The 14928-nt window shown below is 65.4% G+C and carries 15 protein-coding genes; 8 read left to right on the forward strand and 7 right to left on the reverse strand.

Translation table 11 applies throughout. The features are described 5' to 3' along the window. The first annotated feature begins 2 nt into the window (after positions 1-2). On the forward strand, positions 3-221 hold the full coding sequence (locus ACQ7JA_RS20655) for a DUF7661 family protein (RefSeq protein WP_430901202.1): 219 nt from the start codon (positions 3-5) through the stop codon (positions 219-221). A 286-nt stretch (positions 222-507) separates the two neighbouring features. Here ACQ7JA_RS20655 and ACQ7JA_RS20660 read toward each other — a convergent pair whose 3' ends face one another. The 4 genes from ACQ7JA_RS20660 to ACQ7JA_RS20675 are packed head-to-tail and all read right to left on the reverse strand — an operon-like array spanning position 508 to position 4799. Beyond that, positions 508-1656, reverse strand: a complete 1149-nt coding sequence (locus ACQ7JA_RS20660) for a UbiH/UbiF/VisC/COQ6 family ubiquinone biosynthesis hydroxylase (protein ID WP_430901204.1) — start codon at positions 1654-1656, stop codon at positions 508-510. After that, complete coding sequence (locus tag ACQ7JA_RS20665; RefSeq protein WP_430901205.1) at positions 1656-3005, reverse strand: aminopeptidase P N-terminal domain-containing protein; 1350 nt, start codon at positions 3003-3005, stop codon at positions 1656-1658. The genes ACQ7JA_RS20660 and ACQ7JA_RS20665 overlap by 1 nt, the downstream gene beginning before the upstream one ends. Further along, the gene (gene murU, locus ACQ7JA_RS20670) at positions 3002-3724 is read right to left on the reverse strand and encodes an N-acetylmuramate alpha-1-phosphate uridylyltransferase MurU (protein ID WP_430901207.1); all 723 of its coding nucleotides are present in this window, start codon (positions 3722-3724) and stop codon (positions 3002-3004) included. Before murU ends, ACQ7JA_RS20665 begins: the two co-directional genes overlap by 4 nt. 16 nt (positions 3725-3740) lie before the next feature. Continuing rightward, entirely contained in the window at positions 3741-4799 is a 1059-nt protein-coding gene (locus tag ACQ7JA_RS20675) for an aminoglycoside phosphotransferase family protein (RefSeq protein ID WP_430901209.1), read from the reverse strand. Positions 4800-4896: 97 nt separating this feature from the next. On the opposite strand from ACQ7JA_RS20675, the gene ACQ7JA_RS20680 reads away from it, so the two are divergent. The 5 genes from ACQ7JA_RS20680 to ACQ7JA_RS20700 all read left to right on the forward strand — a co-directional run bounded on the left by ACQ7JA_RS20680 (position 4897) and on the right by ACQ7JA_RS20700 (position 10905). Further along, the gene (locus ACQ7JA_RS20680) at positions 4897-7176 is read left to right on the forward strand and encodes an LPS-assembly protein LptD (RefSeq protein ID WP_430901211.1); all 2280 of its coding nucleotides are present in this window, start codon (positions 4897-4899) and stop codon (positions 7174-7176) included. A gap of 147 nt (positions 7177-7323) precedes the next feature. Beyond that, positions 7324-8697: a peptidylprolyl isomerase gene (locus ACQ7JA_RS20685; protein ID WP_430901213.1), complete on the forward strand. Its 1374-nt coding sequence runs from the start codon at positions 7324-7326 to the stop codon at positions 8695-8697. A 4-nt stretch (positions 8698-8701) separates the two neighbouring features. Beyond that, positions 8702-9745, forward strand: coding sequence for a 4-hydroxythreonine-4-phosphate dehydrogenase PdxA (gene pdxA, locus ACQ7JA_RS20690; protein WP_430901215.1), 1044 nt, complete (start codon positions 8702-8704; stop codon positions 9743-9745). Between the two features lie 24 nt (positions 9746-9769). Further along, positions 9770-10537, forward strand: a complete 768-nt coding sequence (rsmA, locus tag ACQ7JA_RS20695) for a 16S rRNA (adenine(1518)-N(6)/adenine(1519)-N(6))-dimethyltransferase RsmA (RefSeq protein ID WP_430901217.1) — start codon at positions 9770-9772, stop codon at positions 10535-10537. A 194-nt stretch (positions 10538-10731) separates the two neighbouring features. Continuing rightward, on the forward strand, positions 10732-10905 hold the full coding sequence (locus ACQ7JA_RS20700; RefSeq protein ID WP_430901219.1) for a hypothetical protein: 174 nt from the start codon (positions 10732-10734) through the stop codon (positions 10903-10905). A gap of 180 nt (positions 10906-11085) precedes the next feature. Here ACQ7JA_RS20700 and ACQ7JA_RS20705 read toward each other — a convergent pair whose 3' ends face one another. Beyond that, the gene (locus ACQ7JA_RS20705; protein WP_430901221.1) at positions 11086-11730 is read right to left on the reverse strand and encodes a hypothetical protein; all 645 of its coding nucleotides are present in this window, start codon (positions 11728-11730) and stop codon (positions 11086-11088) included. 15 nt (positions 11731-11745) lie between these two features. Continuing rightward, positions 11746-12342 carry a hypothetical protein gene (locus tag ACQ7JA_RS20710; protein WP_430901223.1) on the reverse strand — a complete coding sequence of 199 codons (597 nt, stop codon included), beginning with the start codon at positions 12340-12342 and terminating at the stop codon, positions 11746-11748. Between the two features lie 224 nt (positions 12343-12566). On the opposite strand from ACQ7JA_RS20710, the gene ACQ7JA_RS20715 reads away from it, so the two are divergent. After that, entirely contained in the window at positions 12567-13280 is a 714-nt protein-coding gene (locus tag ACQ7JA_RS20715) for an HAD family hydrolase (protein ID WP_430901225.1), read from the forward strand. An 85-nt stretch (positions 13281-13365) separates the two neighbouring features. Then, positions 13366-14382: a heat-inducible transcriptional repressor HrcA gene (gene hrcA / locus ACQ7JA_RS20720; RefSeq protein WP_430901227.1), complete on the forward strand. Its 1017-nt coding sequence runs from the start codon at positions 13366-13368 to the stop codon at positions 14380-14382. A 58-nt stretch (positions 14383-14440) separates the two neighbouring features. Here the strand turns inward: hrcA and fur are convergent, their stop codons facing one another. Next, complete coding sequence (gene fur / locus ACQ7JA_RS20725; protein WP_258827092.1) at positions 14441-14869, reverse strand: ferric iron uptake transcriptional regulator; 429 nt, start codon at positions 14867-14869, stop codon at positions 14441-14443. Between the last annotated feature and the right edge of the window lie 59 nt (positions 14870-14928).

Here is a 14928-nt window from a genome sequence, read left to right on the forward strand (position 1 = left end):
GGGTGCGGGAGTTGCGTTTCAAGGTCTTCGGCACGCTGGTGACCATCACCGGCGCGCCCGGCGCCTGGCAGGCCTTCTACCCCGGCAGCGATGGCAAGCGCCGTCCTGCCGACTTCATCGTCCCCGATGACCTCCATGAGGACGGCCTGCTCGACTACCTGGCCGACCTCTTCCACGAAGACGCCACCCCAAGGCGCCCCAACGTCCTGCGCCTCGCTTGAACCCCCTTTAATTGGGGTCAGAGTCGAATTATCCACCAACTGATCCCGCGACCGGTCTCGATGCCATGGGAAATGGCGTCCCACCAGTTGCGGTAAGGCTCTTGGCAAATAATTCGACTCTGACCCCAATTGGATTTGCTCTGCTTTCCCACCAACAAAATTAGGGTCAGAGTCGAATTGTTGAGCACGATCTGCAGATCAATTGAGCGCAAGGACGATCAATTGATCCGGGCCTGCTGATCCGAGGATCTTGGCGAATAATTCGACGCTGACCCCAATTGAGAGGTCAGCGGCGGCCGAACATCATCAGGTCGGCAAGCAAGAGGCGGGCGGGCTTGACGATGTCGAGGGCGGCCAGTGACAGGCCAAGCAAGGGCTGGAGTGGCCCCCTGCCGACGAAGGCCCTGGCCATGGTGTCGGTCAGGCCGATCGTCAGGCTGCGGTCCTGGCTGCGCTCCTGCATGAAGGTGGCGATGGCATCCGGCGTAGCGCCGCGGGCCAGCTGGCGGGCCAGGACGGCGGCGTCACGCAGGCCGAGGTTCAGGCCCTGGCCGGCGACCGGGTGCAGGGTTTGCGCGGCGTTGCCGATGGCGACCGTGCGGCTTGTCGCGCGGGCTTCGGCGTTCAGGCCGAGGGGGAAGGCGACGCGGGGCGACGCGGCGGTGAAATCACCCAGACGGGTGCCGAAGGCGTCGCCGAGTGCGCGCAGGAAGGCGGCGTCGTCGAGCAGCTGGATGTCGACGGCGCGTTCCGGGCGCATGCACCAGACCAGGGCGTAAGCGTGGCCGTCATTACCATCCTGGGGGAGCAGGGCCAGCGGGCCCTCGTCGGTGAAACGCTCGAAGGCGCGGTGCGCGATCGGCTCGCTGACGGTCACGCGCGCGATCAGCGCGGTCTGTTCGTAGTCGCGCTGCCGGGCCTTGCTTTCCTGTTGGCCGAACACGCCGCCTTCGGCCTGCACGGCCACCTTCGTCACCACGGTGCGGCCGTCGTCGAGGCGCAGTTGCACGCTGCCGTCTTCTTCGTCGAAGGATTCCACGCGGGCCGGGCGCACGGTCTGCACCCTGGCCGCGTCGCAGGCGCGCGCCAGTGCGTCGACCACGTCGCCGTAGCGCGCCACATAGCCCAGCGCCGGCAGCTTGTGCTCGGCGCGGTCCATCAGGCTGCGGCCCAGCTGGCCGCGGCGCGAGACGTGGATCTCGTGGATCGGCGTGGCGGGCAGGGGCCAGGCGCGCACTTCTTCGAGCAGCTGCACGCTGCCCCAGGACAGGGCGATCGAGCGCGGGTCCGTGATCGCCTGGCCGAGCGACTTGCCGTCGATGAGGGCGATGCGTTCTCCCGGAACACCGCGCCGCACGAGGAAGGCCGCCAGCGCCAGGCCGACCGGGCCGGCGCCGCAGATGGCGATGTCGGCGTCGATGCGTTCATCCGCCATCAGCGTTCTCCCATCAAGGTTTCGATGTCCGCGACACGCTTCGGTGCGTCGCCGGACAGGATGCGGCAGCCCTCGTCGGTGACGATCACGTCGTCCTCGATCCGGATGCCGATGTTCCAGAACTCCTCCGGCACGCCTTCGCCAGGGCGCACATAGATGCCCGGCTCCACCGTCAGCGCCATGCCCGGCAGCAGGGGACGCGATGGCCGGTCCGGCAGCGTGAGGTCGCGGTACGGCCCGACGTCGTGCACGTCCATGCCGAGCCAGTGGCCGGTGCCGTGCATGTAGAAGGGCAGGTGGGCTTTCTCCAGCACGGCGTCTTCGGGCGTGCCGTACTTCGTCCTGTCGATCAGCCCCAGCTCCAGCATGCCGCCCGCCAGCACGTTCACGGCCGCCGTGTGCGCGTCGCTGTAGGGACGGCCCGGCACGATGGCGGCAAACGCGGCGTCCTGCGCCCGCAGCACCAGCTCGTACAAGGCCCGCTGCGGCGCGCTGAAGCGGCCGCTCACCGGCCAGGTGCGGGTGATGTCGGACGCGTAGCCGTCAAACTCGCAGCCGGCATCGACCAGCACCAGTTCGCCGTCCAGGCATTGGCGGTTGTTGGCGTTGTAGTGCAGGACGCAGGCATTCGCGCCCGAGGCCACGATCGGCGTATAGGCCGGGAACTGGGCGCCGTGACGGCGGAATTCGTGTAGCAGCTCGGCCTCGATCTCGTATTCGAAGACGCCAGGCCGCGTGAAGCGCATGGCGCGCGCGTGGGCGCCGGCGGCGATGCTTGCCGCGCGCCCCATCAGGGCCTGTTCGCCCGCATCCTTCAAGAGGCGCATCTCGTCGAGGATGCCGAGCAGGTGGTGGGTGGTCGATGGGGCCGCGATGCCGGTGCGGCTCTTTGCGCGCACGGCCTTGAGCCAGCTGCTCACCTGCGCATCGAGCGCGGCGCTGTGGCCCAGCGCGTAATACAGGGCCGGCGCATTGGCGAGCAAACCAGCCATCTGCGCGTCGAGTTCACCGATCGGATAGGCTTCGTCGAAGCCGAAGGCGGCGCGCGCCGCTTCGGGGCCATAGCGGAAACCGTCCCAGATCTCGCGCTCGACATGCTTCTCGCGGCAGAACAGGATGGCGCGCGCGGGCACGTCTCCGAGTGCGGCGACCAGCACCAGCACGCTCTCCGGCTCCGTGAAGCCGGTCAGGTAATAGAAATAGCTGTCGTGCCGGTAGGGATAGTCGCTGTCGCCGTTGCGCAGCAGTTCCGGCGCGGTGGCCAGCACCGCGACCGCGCCCGGCTCCATGCGCGCGGCGAGGCGCGCGCGGCGTTCGATGTAGGGAGTGAGGTCGTCCGGCCCTGTCATGAGCCGGTCCTGGCCGCCCCCAGCGGCGCGTTCAGTTCTTCCAGCTGCCCGACGGTGCCGACGTTGACCCACTGGCCGTGATACAGCTCGCCGCCGACACGGCCTTGCTCGATGAACTTGCGCATGAGCGGCCCGAACTTGACGAACTCGCCCGCCTTGATCCCCTCGAACATCTCGGGACGGTAGACGCCGATGCCGGCGAAGTTCCACTTCGCCGGGCCTTCATTGCGCAAGGTGTACATGTCGAGCGCGAAGTCCCCTTCCGGGTTGTGCCACGGGTTCGGCGTGAGCCACAGCCAGGCGATGTCGCGTTTCTCAGGCGGGTAGGGAATGCCCAGCATGTCCTTGTCCTTGAGGACGTCGACCACCTGCGAGAAATCGAAGTAGGGCGCATAGATGTCGCCCGACACGGCCAGGAAAGGCTCGTCGCCCAGCAGGTGCAGGGCATTGGCGATGCCGCCCGCGGTTTCCAGCGGGGTCGGCTCGTGCGAATACACGATGCGCGCGCCGTACTTGCTGCCGTCGCCCAGCTCTTCCTCGATCATGTGGCCGAGGTGGGAGTGGTTGATGACGATGTCGGTGATCCCCGCGCGCACGAGGTTCAGCACGTGGTAGGTGATCATCGGGCGTCCGCGCACCTTGAGCAGGGGCTTGGGGCAGGCGTCCGTGAGCGGGCGCATGCGCTCGCCGCGGCCGGCGGCGAAAATCATCGCTTTCATGAGAATGGCCCCGTCCTCAGAAGGTATAGCCGACCGAGGGCGCCTTGTCCTCGAGCGCGTCGAGCAGGCGCAGCAGGGGCTTGAGTTCGGTGTAACGGTTGGCCGTCTTGCGCACGTAGTCCATCACGGTCGGCAGGTCGCCCATATAGTTCGGCTTGCTGTCGCGGTAGTTCAGGCGGCAGAAGATGCCGAGGATCTTCAGGTGGCGCTGCAGGGCCATGAATTCGAAGTCGCGGTAGAAGGCGTCGATGTCCGGGTTGACCGGCAGGCCGACCTGCTTGGCGCTCTGCCAGTAGCGCACCACCCAGTCCAGCACGATCTCTTCGTCCCATTGCACATAAGCGTCGCGCAGCAGGGAGGCGAGGTCGTAGGTGACGGGGCCGTAGACCGCGTCCTGGAAGTCCAGCACGCCCGGGTTGCCCTGCTCGAGCCACATCAGGTTACGCGAATGGAAATCGCGGTGCATGTAGACCTGGTTCTGGGCCAGCACGTTGGCGCAGATCGCCTCGAACACCTTGTCGAGCGCGGCCTGCTGCTTCTCGTCCAGCGTCACGCCGAGGTGCTTGCCGATGTACCACTCCGGGAAGATGTTCAGCTCGCGCATCACGAAGGCGCGGTCGAATTCCGGCAGCACGCCCGGCTGGCTGGCCAGCTGGAATTTCAGCAGCGCGTCGACCGCGTCGGAATACATGAAGGGCGCGTTGTCCGAATCCAGGCGCTGCAGGTAGGTGGTCACGCCGAGGTCGGACAGCAGCAGGAAGCCGCTGTCGACCTTCTGGGCGACGATGGCCGGCACGGTCACGCCGGCTTCCATCAGCAGGCCCTGCACGTGGAGGTAGGCCGGCACGTTCTCGCGCTCGGGCGGGGCATCCATCGCCACCAGGGTGGCGCCGAGCTTCTCGCGCATGCCGGGGGCGACATCGTAGCGGAAATAGCGGCGGAAACTGGCGTCCGCGGACGCCGGGCGGCCAGTCGCGACTTCCACCAGGCCCGTCGTGGCAAGCCATTCGGTTAATTGCTGCAGGCGTGCATCCTGGCCGCCGGAAGTGGAAGTATTTTGATACAAAGAAGACATGTAGACGGCCTGGTGAAACGGGTTGGTTGAGCTAATTCCCATATAATAAGGGATTCATTCTAAAAATACCGCCCTTTATGGCGTACGCAGATTCTCCATGAGCTGGATAGCAGCCCACCAATTTCCCTCTCGACAGGTGTTCAAACCGACTGCACTGGCAAGCGCCGTTGCCATCGTCGTTGCCGCCGCATCGAACCCAGCGTACGCGCAGACCGTCGCTCCCGCGCCACATCCGGACGAGCAGAACCTGCCGATCACGATCCAGGCCGAAGACATCAGCGGCCGCCCGGACCGCCAGCTGAACCTGGAACGCAATGTCGAACTGACACGCGGCCAGACCCGGCTCACCGCCGACAGCGCCTGCTACTTCCGCATCGAAGACCAGGTCACGGCCACCGGCAACGTCAACATGTGGCGCTTCGGCGACCGCTACAAGGGCGACGAGCTGCAGCTGAACATGGAGACCGGCAAGGGCTATGTGCTGCGTCCCGAGTACCGGCTGCAGCTGAACAACGCCCAGGGCAATGCCTCGCGCATCGACTTCCTCGGCGAAGACGTGGCGCTGGTGCGCGACGGCACCTACAGCACCTGCGAAGGCCCGGACCCGGACTGGTACCTGAAATCGAGCACCCTGCGCCTGGACAGCGGGCGCGACGTCGGCCTGGCCGGCAAGACCGTCATCTATTTCAAGGACGTGCCCATCCTCGGCACCCCGGCCCTGTCGTTCTCGCTGTCGGGCGCGCGCCGCTCCGGCTGGCTGGCGCCCACCGTGGGCTTCGGCTCCAAGGGCAAGGCCGAAATCATGGTGCCGTATTACTTCAACATCGCGCCCAACCGCGACCTGACGGTCTACCCGCGCTATATGTTCGACCGCGGCCTGCAGCTGGGCGCCACCGGGCGCTACCTCGGCATGACGGAGCGCGGCGGCTACCAGGGCGAGACCCATATCGAGGGCCTGCGCAACGACCGCGAAACCGGCGAAGACCGCTGGCGCGTCGACTCGATCCACACCCAGGGCCTGGCCCCGGGCTGGTCCTTCGGCTGGAACCTGCACGGGGCGTCGGATGACGAATACCCGTCCGATTTCTCGCGCACCGTGGCGGTCAGCGCCGAACGACAGCTGCTGCGCGAGATCCGTACCGACTACAGCGGCCAGTACTGGAACCTGACCGCGCGCGCCCAGAACTACCAGGTCCTGCAAGACCCGGCCGCGACGCCGACCAACGGCCTGTTCGTGCCGCGTCCCTACGACCGCCTCCCGCAGATCAATTTCCACGCGGGCCGCTACGACGTGGCCGGCTTCGACTGGGCGGTCGATACCGAGATGGTCCGCTTCTGGCACCCGGACCTCGTGCGCGGCAACCGCGCGGTGGGCGTGGCCCAGCTCAGCTATCCGATCGTGCGTCCGGGCTGGTTCATCACGCCCAAGGTCATCGGCCACTACAGCAAGTACGACCTCGACCAGCACAACTACACCGGCGAGCGCAAGCTCTCGCGCAGCCTGCACACGGCCTCGCTCGATGCCGGCCTGGTGTTCGAGCGCGAGACCACGCTGTTCGGGCGGGCCATGTCCCAGACCCTGGAGCCGCGCCTGTTCTACGTCAGGACGCCGTACAAGGACCAGAGCGCCTTCCCGGTCTTCGACACCGGCCGCACCGGTTTCAACTACGCCCAGCTGTTCTCCGAAAACCGCTACGTCGGCCCGGACCGGGTGTCCGACGCCAACCAGTTGACCGCGGCCGTGGTGTCGCGCTTCATCCAGTCCGACGGTTCCGAGCGCCTGCGCATGGCTTTCGGCCAGCGCATCTATTTCGACGAACCGCGCGTGCGCCTGCCGGGCGAGCCGGTGCACCAGAGCCGTTCGGACGTGCTGGTGGCGGCAGCGGGCCGCATTTCCGAGACCTGGAGCTTCGATAGCGGCGTACAATACGACGCGACCGGCAGCAATCTGTACAGCTCGAACCTGAGCATGCAGTGGCAGCCGGCCCGGATGAAGGTCCTGAACGCCGAGTACCGTTATCAGCGCGACAGCTTCCGCAACGTCGACCTGTCCGGCCAGTGGCCGCTGTCGAAGCGCTGGTATGGCGTCGGCCGCGTGAGCTATGCGCTGCGTTCGTACACCGTCGGGAATGCGACGCCGGGCAAGGGCAAGCTGCTCGAGAGCCTCATCGGGCTCGAGTACAAGGCCGACTGCTGGGTGTTCCGTTTCGGCGCGCAGCGCTTCGTGACCGCCGCCCAGACCACGTCGACGCCGATCTTTTTCCAGCTCGAGCTCAACGGCCTGTCGCGCCTGGGCCTGGGCAGCAATCCGCTCGAGACGTTCAACAAGAGTGTCCCGGGTTATACGCAGCTGAACACCAATGTGGGTCGACCTTAAGCCTGGCTTATCCAAACTACAATTAGTTAAGTAAAACTGATGTGAGCCGGTCCCGGTGGTCGGCTCCTTTAAGCCAAACTTAACGGCATGTCCGTAAACTGATCCAGTTGTACCGAACAATCTTTCACCTGAATGAGTGCTTTCCAGATGATGCGTTCCACCCGTTTGCACCACATTACCCTCGCAGCGGCACTGCTGTGCTCGCTTACCGCCGGCCAGGCGCTGGCCCAGGAAGCGGCCAAGCCGGGCAGCGGCTTCCTGCCGCCGGCATCGAGCAACGCCAAGGTGATCGATTCGATCCACGTGGTCGTCAACGATGAAGTGATCACCAAGAACGAGGTGCGCAACCGCCTCGCCCAGACCACCCAGAACCTGAAGGCGCGCAATATGCAGATGCCGGACCAGTCGGTACTGGAGCGCCAGGTGGTCGAGTCGATGATCGTCGAGCGCGCCCAGATCCAGCTGGCCAAGGAAATGGGCGTGCGCGTCAGCGACCGCCAGCTCGACGCCACCATCGGCCGCATCGCCGAGAACCAGAAGATGTCGGTGCAGGAGATGCGCAACCAGATGGAAAAAGAGGGCATGACCTTTGCCCAGTTCCGCGAAGACATCCGCAACGAGATCATGCTGAGCCAGCTGCGCGAGCACGAGGTCGACGCCAAGGTGCAGGTTTCGGAAGCCGAGATCGACACCTACCTGGTCGCCTCCAAGGCAGCCGCCGCCGAGAAGGTCGAGATGAACCTGGCCCAGATCCTGGTGGCGGTGCCCGAGAACGCCTCGCCCGAACAGATCGCCGCACGCCGCGCGCGCGCCGAGGAAGTGGTGCGCCAGCTGCGCACCGGCGCCGACTTCGCCAAGATGGCCGCCACTTACTCCGACGCGCCGGACGCCCTCAAGGGCGGCGACATCGGCTGGCGCGATCCGGACCGCCTGCCGCCGGTCTTCGCCACCGAGCTGCGCAAGCTGAACGCGGGCCAGGTCACCCCGATCATCAAGACCAACGTCGGCTTCCACATCCTGAAGATGGCCGACAAGCGCAGCCTGGCCGCGGCCGCCGAAGCCGGCAAGGAAGTGATCCAGCAGACCCGCGCCAGCCACATCCTCATGAAGCCGACGCCGACCATGGACGTGGCCGCGGTCAAGCGCAAGCTCCTCGAGATCAAGGAAAAGATCGCCAACAACGCCGGCACCTTCGAGGACCTGGCGCGCCAGTACAGCCAGGACAACACCACCGCTGTCAAGGGCGGCGACCTGGGCTGGCTGGCGCCGGGCGACGCCGGCCCCGAGTTCGACCAGGCTTTCGCCACCCTGAAGCCGAACGAAGTCTCGGACGTCATCGAATCGCCCTTCGGCTACCACCTGATCCGCCTGGTGGAACGCAAGAGCGAGGACGTGAGCCAGCAGAAGGAACGCAACCAGGCGCGCCAGGTCCTGCGCGAACGCAAGATTCAGGAAGCGATGGAAGACTGGATCCGCCAGGTGCGCGACCGCGCCTACGTCGAGTTCCGCGAAGAGGCGTAAGCGGATGACGGTGCTGGGTAGCGCGCGGCCGGCCCTTGCGATCACGGTCGGCGAGCCGGCCGGCATCGGTCCCGAAATCGCGATCCGCGCGGCCTGGGCGCTGCGCGAGGAAGCCAATTGCGTGCTGGTCGGCGACGCCGCCTTCCTGGCGCTCACCGCCAGCCTGATCGACCCCGCCATCCGCCTGTCTGCGCTGTCGATCCAGGCCTTGCGCAACGGCGGCCTGCCGCACTTCGGCAAGGACAGGCTGGCCGTCATCGACGTGCCGCTCGCCGCCCACGTGCTGCCCGGCACCTTGAACCCTGAAAACGGCCGCGCCGTGCTCAACACCCTCGACCTCGCGATCGAGGGCGCCGGCAAGGGCTGGTTCGAGGGCATCGTCACCGCGCCGCTCCAGAAAAGCACGATCAACGACGCCGGCGTGGCGTTTTCCGGCCACACCGAATACCTGGCCGAGAAGACCCATGCAGCGAAGGTGGTGATGATGCTGGCGGGCCAGCCCGGCGGCGGCCAGCCCTATCTGCGCGTGGCCCTGGCCACCACCCACCTGCCCTTGAAGGACGTTCCCGCCGCGCTCACGCGCGAGAACCTGGCGCAGGTGATCGACATCATCGACGCCGACCTGAAGTCGAAATTCGGCATCGCCGCGCCGCGCATCCTGGTCACCGGCCTGAACCCGCACGCGGGCGAGAACGGCTACCTGGGACGCGAGGAAATCGAGGTCATCACGCCGGTCTTGGCGCAGGCAAGGGCGCGCGGCATCGACGCGCGCGGGCCTTACCCGGCCGACACCCTGTTCCAGCCCAAGTACCTGGCCGATGCCGACTGCGTGCTGGCCATGTACCACGACCAGGGCCTGCCGGTCCTGAAGCACGCGACCTTCGGGCGCGGCATCAACGTCACCCTCGGCCTGCCCATTGTCCGCACCTCGGTCGACCACGGCACGGCGCTGGACCTGGCGGCCCGGGGCCTGGGCCTGGCCGACTGCGGCAGCATGATCGAAGCGATCCGCGCCGCCATGCAGATGGCGCAGGCGCGCCGCGCCTGAAGCAATCAACAAGAAGAGAAACAGATGAAACACGTCGCCCGCAAGCGCTTCGGCCAGAACTTCCTGACCGACGACCATGTCCTGAACAACATCATCGACGCGATCGCGCCGCGCCGCGGCGAGGCGATGGTCGAGATCGGCCCGGGCCTGGCCGCCATGACGGCGCTGCTGCTCAAGCAACTGGACCACATGCACGTGGTCGAACTCGACCGCGACCTGGTGGCGCGCCTGGAAAAGGCCTATCCGCGCGAGAAGCTCACCGTGCACTCGGGCGACGCCCTGAAGTTCGATTTCGGATCGATCCCGGTGCCGGAAGGGCGGAAGCTGCGCATCGTCGGCAACCTGCCCTACAACATCTCCAGCCCGCTGCTGTTCCACCTGGCGAGCTTCTCGTCCCTGGTCGAGGACCAGCACTTCATGCTGCAGAAGGAGGTGGTGGAGCGCATGGTGGCCGAGCCGGGCACCAAGGCCTACAGCCGCCTGTCGGTGATGCTCCAGTGGCGCTACGACATGGACCTGCTCTTCATCGTCCCGCCGACCGCCTTCGACCCGCCGCCCCAGGTCGATTCGGCCATCGTGCGCATGATCCCCAAACGCCAGATGCTGGAAGTCGACGGCGAGACCCTGGAAAAGGTCGTCGCCAAGGCCTTCTCGCAGCGGCGCAAGGTGATCCGCAACTGCGTGGCGGGCATGTTCACCGAGGCGCAGCTGGTGGAAGCCGGCATCGATCCGGGCGCCCGTCCGGAAGCGGTGGGCCTCGAGCAGTACGTCGCGCTCGCCAATCTGCTCTGATTCCACGGGGCGTCCGGCCTTGCCGATCGCCCTGCGTTTTTGCGGCGCACAATCGCCGCATATCCCCGATTTTCGCCCTTCACGCTCCCATTCCTGCAGTCCGTCGCACCTTGCTTTCGCGATAAGGACCCATTGGCTACAGTGCTTCCATCGACAGGCCGTTTTGGCCGGCAAATTCACCGAAGGAGCACAACATGAACGTCCTCAAGCACATGGAAGCCATCTTCCTCGCCGCCCTGGTCCTCGCCGGCGCCAGCAGCTTCGCCAATGCCGCCAGCACCCGCGCGGCCGATGCCTATAATGCCCAGGTCTCGGTCGGCGACTCGCAGGTCGCCGTGGTGAAGGTCAGCGCCAAGCGCGTCAACTGATGTGATCGCCCCGGTCGGGGCGTGCCCGGCGGACGGGCGAAAAAAAAGCCCGCTGTTGAAGGCGGGCTTGAAATCCAATTCTTTTCTGAGGAGAGTTGGAGGAGACAGGAGTAAGTATGCTGCGTTACAGCATATAAGTCCAATTCTCTTTTCGCATATTTATCATACGTTTTTGATATATCAGCGCGGAACGCAGGTAACGTTGATGTTCTTGATCTGCTCGTCGCCCATGACACCGGCCGCATTGGCCACGGTGCAGAAGCGGCCGACAGGCTGGGTAATCACCGTCACGCTATAGGTCGAGCCGTAGGCCACCTGGACCGGCAGCGAATATTCGAACGGCTTGTCGGCCGTGATCGCCTCGGTGGTCGGGGTGTAGGTACCGGTATTGCTGCCGTTGGCCAGCACCAGGCCGGTCGTGTCCTTGGTCAGCCCAGTGATCGTGCCGCCGATTGGTTGAACGTTAACGGTGCACGCCAGACGCACGTCAATGGTGGCCAGGCGACCGGCAGTGTCGCTCCGGCGATCCGCCACTTCGGGGTCCGCTCCACAGGTCTGGTGGGCGGGGTTGGTCTTGATGGAGACACTGTAGACGTCGCCATACTCGATCCTGTTCGGGAAGGCAAAGCTCACGCTGGCGGTGGCATTGGCCGGCGGAGCTAGGGTCAGGTCTTGTCCGCCATTGTTCTGTAGTACGAGACCTGGGTATTGCAGACCCCTGACGGAACCCGCCACCGTGAACTTGTCGTCGTCGCCCCCGCCGCAGGATGCCAGGGCCAGTGCCAGGACCAGCGCGCCGGCCGGACGAATCAGGTAAGACTTCATGCAGTGCTCCAGTAATTAAGTGCGGGGACCGCAGGTGACCGCCACATTGGTGACGTCGTTCGCGCCCATCGTGCCGGTGCCGTTGGCAACGGTGCAGGTCTGGTTGTCGGGCTGGGTCAGGACGGCGATGCCGTAGGGCGCGTCCTCGTTGATCTTGGCCATGGAGAAGCTGGTCGCCCCGGCAGGGACGGCGACGCGGTCCGAGCCGTTGACCAGGACCAGGTTCGCGCCGGTGAGACCGGTGACGGTGCCCTTGAGTTCGTGCTGATTGAGCGTGCAGATGACGACGATACCGGTGACGTCGTAGACGACCCTGCCGGAGCCATTGAACACCTCGCATTTCGCTGCATTGCTCGGGATGTTGTTGCCCTTGACCTTGACGTCGTATTTGTCGTCGGTGTCCGCCAGGTCGGGGAAGTAGAACTGACCGGTGCCGGTGTTGGTCGGAGGAACTACCAGATCAGAACCACCGTTGTTGGTCAGGATCAGGCCCGGTTTGGTGACGCCGGAAAATTCACCGCTGATCACCATATTGCCGTCACTACCGCCGCAGGCGGACAGCGTCAGCGCGCATGCCAGTGCAGCACCGGCACGCAGGTAAGAACTCTTCATAATTTCTCCAAAATCTGACGGGTAGGGCGCGCAAGATGCCGCGGGAAAGTGATTGGAACGCGCGCCTTGACTGATAATCGCCCAACATTTTAGTCCATTTGGCAAGCAGCTGGACGGTTTCCCTTTGTATCACGGTGTAACCAACGACAGATGCGAGGGGGCGCCGATTGCTTTCCATGCCAGTGCTCGCTATGCTTGGCCTGACCACTTCCACCGATAAGACCATGAGCTCCCCGCGCCGTCCCTGGCCCAAGGCCGTCCTGTTCGACCTCGACGACACCCTGTGGCCGATCGCCCCCGTCATCCTGGAGGCCGAACAGATCCTGTTCGCCTGGCTGCGCGAGAACGCGCCCCGGGTGGCGCAGCAGTACACCATCGAGACCCTGCGCCAGGCCCGGCTCGAACTGCTGGCGCGCCAGCCCGAATTCCAGCTCGACCTCGGCGCCCTGCGCCGCGCCGGCCTGATCGCCGCCTTCGAGCAGGCCGGCGAGGATTCGGCCAAGGTGGAACTGGCAATGATCGAGTTCTTCGCCGCCCGCAATGCCGTGATTCCCTATGACGACGTGCTCCCGGGCCTGCTGCGCCTGAAAGGCCGCGTGTCGATCGGCTCCGTCACCAACGGCAATGCCGACCTGCAGACCATCGGTCTCGCGCGCCACTTCGATGCCTCGGTGTCGGCGCCCGCCTTCGGCGTGGCCAAGCCGAATGCCGCCATCTTCCTGGAATGCTGCCGCCAGCTGGGCGTGGCGCCGGGGGAGGCGGTCTACGTCGGCGACGACCTGCGCCTGGACGTCCACGGAGCCCAGCGCGCCGGCCTGCGCGCCGTGTGGATGAACCGCACCGGCCAGGTGAACTACATGCCGGACGAGGTCAAGCCCGATGCCGAGGTGCACGACCTGGACGGCCTGCTCGATTGGCTCAAGCGCGAGCACGGATGACTGGCGCCCCCGGCGGCTGAACGTGCATAATATATAGACACACCTTCCGCGTATCCCGTCGCGCACCGTCACTTTGTTAGCCTGAATGCAACTCGAACCCCGCGCCCAGACCCTGCTCAAAGCCCTCGTCGAGCGCTACATCGCCGACGGCCAGCCGGTCGGCTCGCGCGCGCTCTCGAAGATTTCCGGCCTCGACCTGTCGCCGGCCACGATCCGCAACATCATGGCGGACCTCGAGGAAATGGGCTATGTCGCCAGTCCGCACACCTCGGCCGGCCGCATCCCCACCCCGCGCGGCTACCGCCTGTTCGTCGACACCCTGCTCACCGTGCAGCACCTCGACGAGCACGCGGCCGCCGCCCACAACATGCGCCTGCCCAGCCAGCAGCCGCAGAAGCTCATCGCCAACGCGGCCCAGATGCTGTCCTCGCTGTCGCAGTTCGCCGGCGTGGTGCAGAGCCCGCGCCGCGAATCGGTGTTCCAGCAGATCGAATTCCTGCGCCTGTCCGAGAAGCGCATCCTGCTCGTGATCGTCGACCCGCGCGGCGACGTGCAGAACCGCCTGCTGCTCACCGAAGTCGACTACACCCCGGCCCAGCTGATCCAGTCGGCCAACTACCTGAACCAGAACTACGCCGGCCTGACCTTCGACGAAGTGCGCGCGCGCCTGTCCGGCGAGCTGGCCCAGCTGCGCGACGACATGGGCCGCCTGATGCAGGTGGCGGTGGAGGCGGGGAGCGAGGCGATGTCCGAGGGCGACGACATGATCATCTCCGGCGAGCGCAACCTGCTGTCGGTGTCCGACCTGTCTTCCAACATGAGTTCGCTGCGCCAGATGTTCGAGATGTTCGAGCAGAAGACCGGCCTGATGCAGCTGCTCGACGTGTCGAGCAAGGCGGGCGGGGTGCAGATCTTCATCGGCGGCGAATCGAAGCTGGTGCCGATGGACGAGATGAGCGTGGTGACGGCGCCCTACGAGGTGAACGGACGCATCGTGGGCACGCTGGGAGTGATCGGGCCGACGCGCATGGCCTATGAGCGGGTGATCCCGATCGTGGACATCACGGCCAAGCTCCTGTCGAATGCCCTGAGCCAGAATTGAATTGGGGGAGCAATGCCACAGGCATTGTTCCCCCAATCATTGTAAAAGCGCGTAAATCTTACTGCTTGCGCGGGCAGCCCACCTTCACGCAATTGCCGTAGATCGCCAGCGAGTGCTCGGCAATCTTGTAGCCGCGCTCCACGGCGATCTTGTGCTGGCGCGACTCGATCTCTTCGTCGTAGAACTCTTCCACGTGGCCGCAGTCAAGGCAGACCAGGTGGTCGTGGTGCGAGCCGGCGTTGAGCTCATAGATGGCCTTGCCGGTCTCGAAGTGGTTGCGGTTCAGCAGGCCTGCCTGCTCGAACTGGGTCAGCACACGGTAGACGGTGGCCAGGCCCACGTCCATATTGTCGGCCAGCAGAATCTTGTAGACGTCTTCCGCCGTCAGGTGCCGTACGGCGCTGTTCTGGAAGATTTCCAGGATTTTCAGGCGCGGCAGGGTAGCCTTCAGGCCGCTGGCCTTCAGGTCGGTCGGGTTGTTACTCATGGCGGTCGCTCACGTTTTGTTGCTCGTAGTTTGGCATAGTGCTTTATGATATAGCGTTT

Source organism: Massilia sp. BKSP1R2A-1, from assembly GCF_050586525.1.
Lineage (GTDB): Bacteria > Pseudomonadota > Gammaproteobacteria > Burkholderiales > Burkholderiaceae_D > Telluria.

What these genes read in the sequence shown, in the direction of transcription:
- ACQ7JA_RS20660 (WP_430901204.1), bottom strand. Translation starts at nt 1,656, where the DNA reads ATGGCGGATGAACGCATCGACGCCGACATCGCCATCTGCGGCGCCGGC.
- ACQ7JA_RS20665 (WP_430901205.1), bottom strand. Translation starts at nt 3,005, where the DNA reads ATGACAGGGCCGGACGACCTCACTCCCTACATCGAACGCCGCGCGCGC.
- murU (WP_430901207.1), bottom strand. Translation starts at nt 3,724, where the DNA reads ATGAAAGCGATGATTTTCGCCGCCGGCCGCGGCGAGCGCATGCGCCCG.
- ACQ7JA_RS20675 (WP_430901209.1), bottom strand. Translation starts at nt 4,799, where the DNA reads ATGTCTTCTTTGTATCAAAATACTTCCACTTCCGGCGGCCAGGATGCA.
- ACQ7JA_RS20680 (WP_430901211.1), top strand. Translation starts at nt 4,897, where the DNA reads ATGAGCTGGATAGCAGCCCACCAATTTCCCTCTCGACAGGTGTTCAAA.
- ACQ7JA_RS20685 (WP_430901213.1), top strand. Translation starts at nt 7,324, where the DNA reads ATGATGCGTTCCACCCGTTTGCACCACATTACCCTCGCAGCGGCACTG.
- pdxA (WP_430901215.1), top strand. Translation starts at nt 8,702, where the DNA reads ATGACGGTGCTGGGTAGCGCGCGGCCGGCCCTTGCGATCACGGTCGGC.
- rsmA (WP_430901217.1), top strand. Translation starts at nt 9,770, where the DNA reads ATGAAACACGTCGCCCGCAAGCGCTTCGGCCAGAACTTCCTGACCGAC.
- ACQ7JA_RS20700 (WP_430901219.1), top strand. Translation starts at nt 10,732, where the DNA reads ATGAACGTCCTCAAGCACATGGAAGCCATCTTCCTCGCCGCCCTGGTC.
- ACQ7JA_RS20705 (WP_430901221.1), bottom strand. Translation starts at nt 11,730, where the DNA reads ATGAAGTCTTACCTGATTCGTCCGGCCGGCGCGCTGGTCCTGGCACTG.
- ACQ7JA_RS20710 (WP_430901223.1), bottom strand. Translation starts at nt 12,342, where the DNA reads ATGAAGAGTTCTTACCTGCGTGCCGGTGCTGCACTGGCATGCGCGCTG.
- ACQ7JA_RS20715 (WP_430901225.1), top strand. Translation starts at nt 12,567, where the DNA reads ATGAGCTCCCCGCGCCGTCCCTGGCCCAAGGCCGTCCTGTTCGACCTC.
- hrcA (WP_430901227.1), top strand. Translation starts at nt 13,366, where the DNA reads ATGCAACTCGAACCCCGCGCCCAGACCCTGCTCAAAGCCCTCGTCGAG.
- fur (WP_258827092.1), bottom strand. Translation starts at nt 14,869, where the DNA reads ATGAGTAACAACCCGACCGACCTGAAGGCCAGCGGCCTGAAGGCTACC.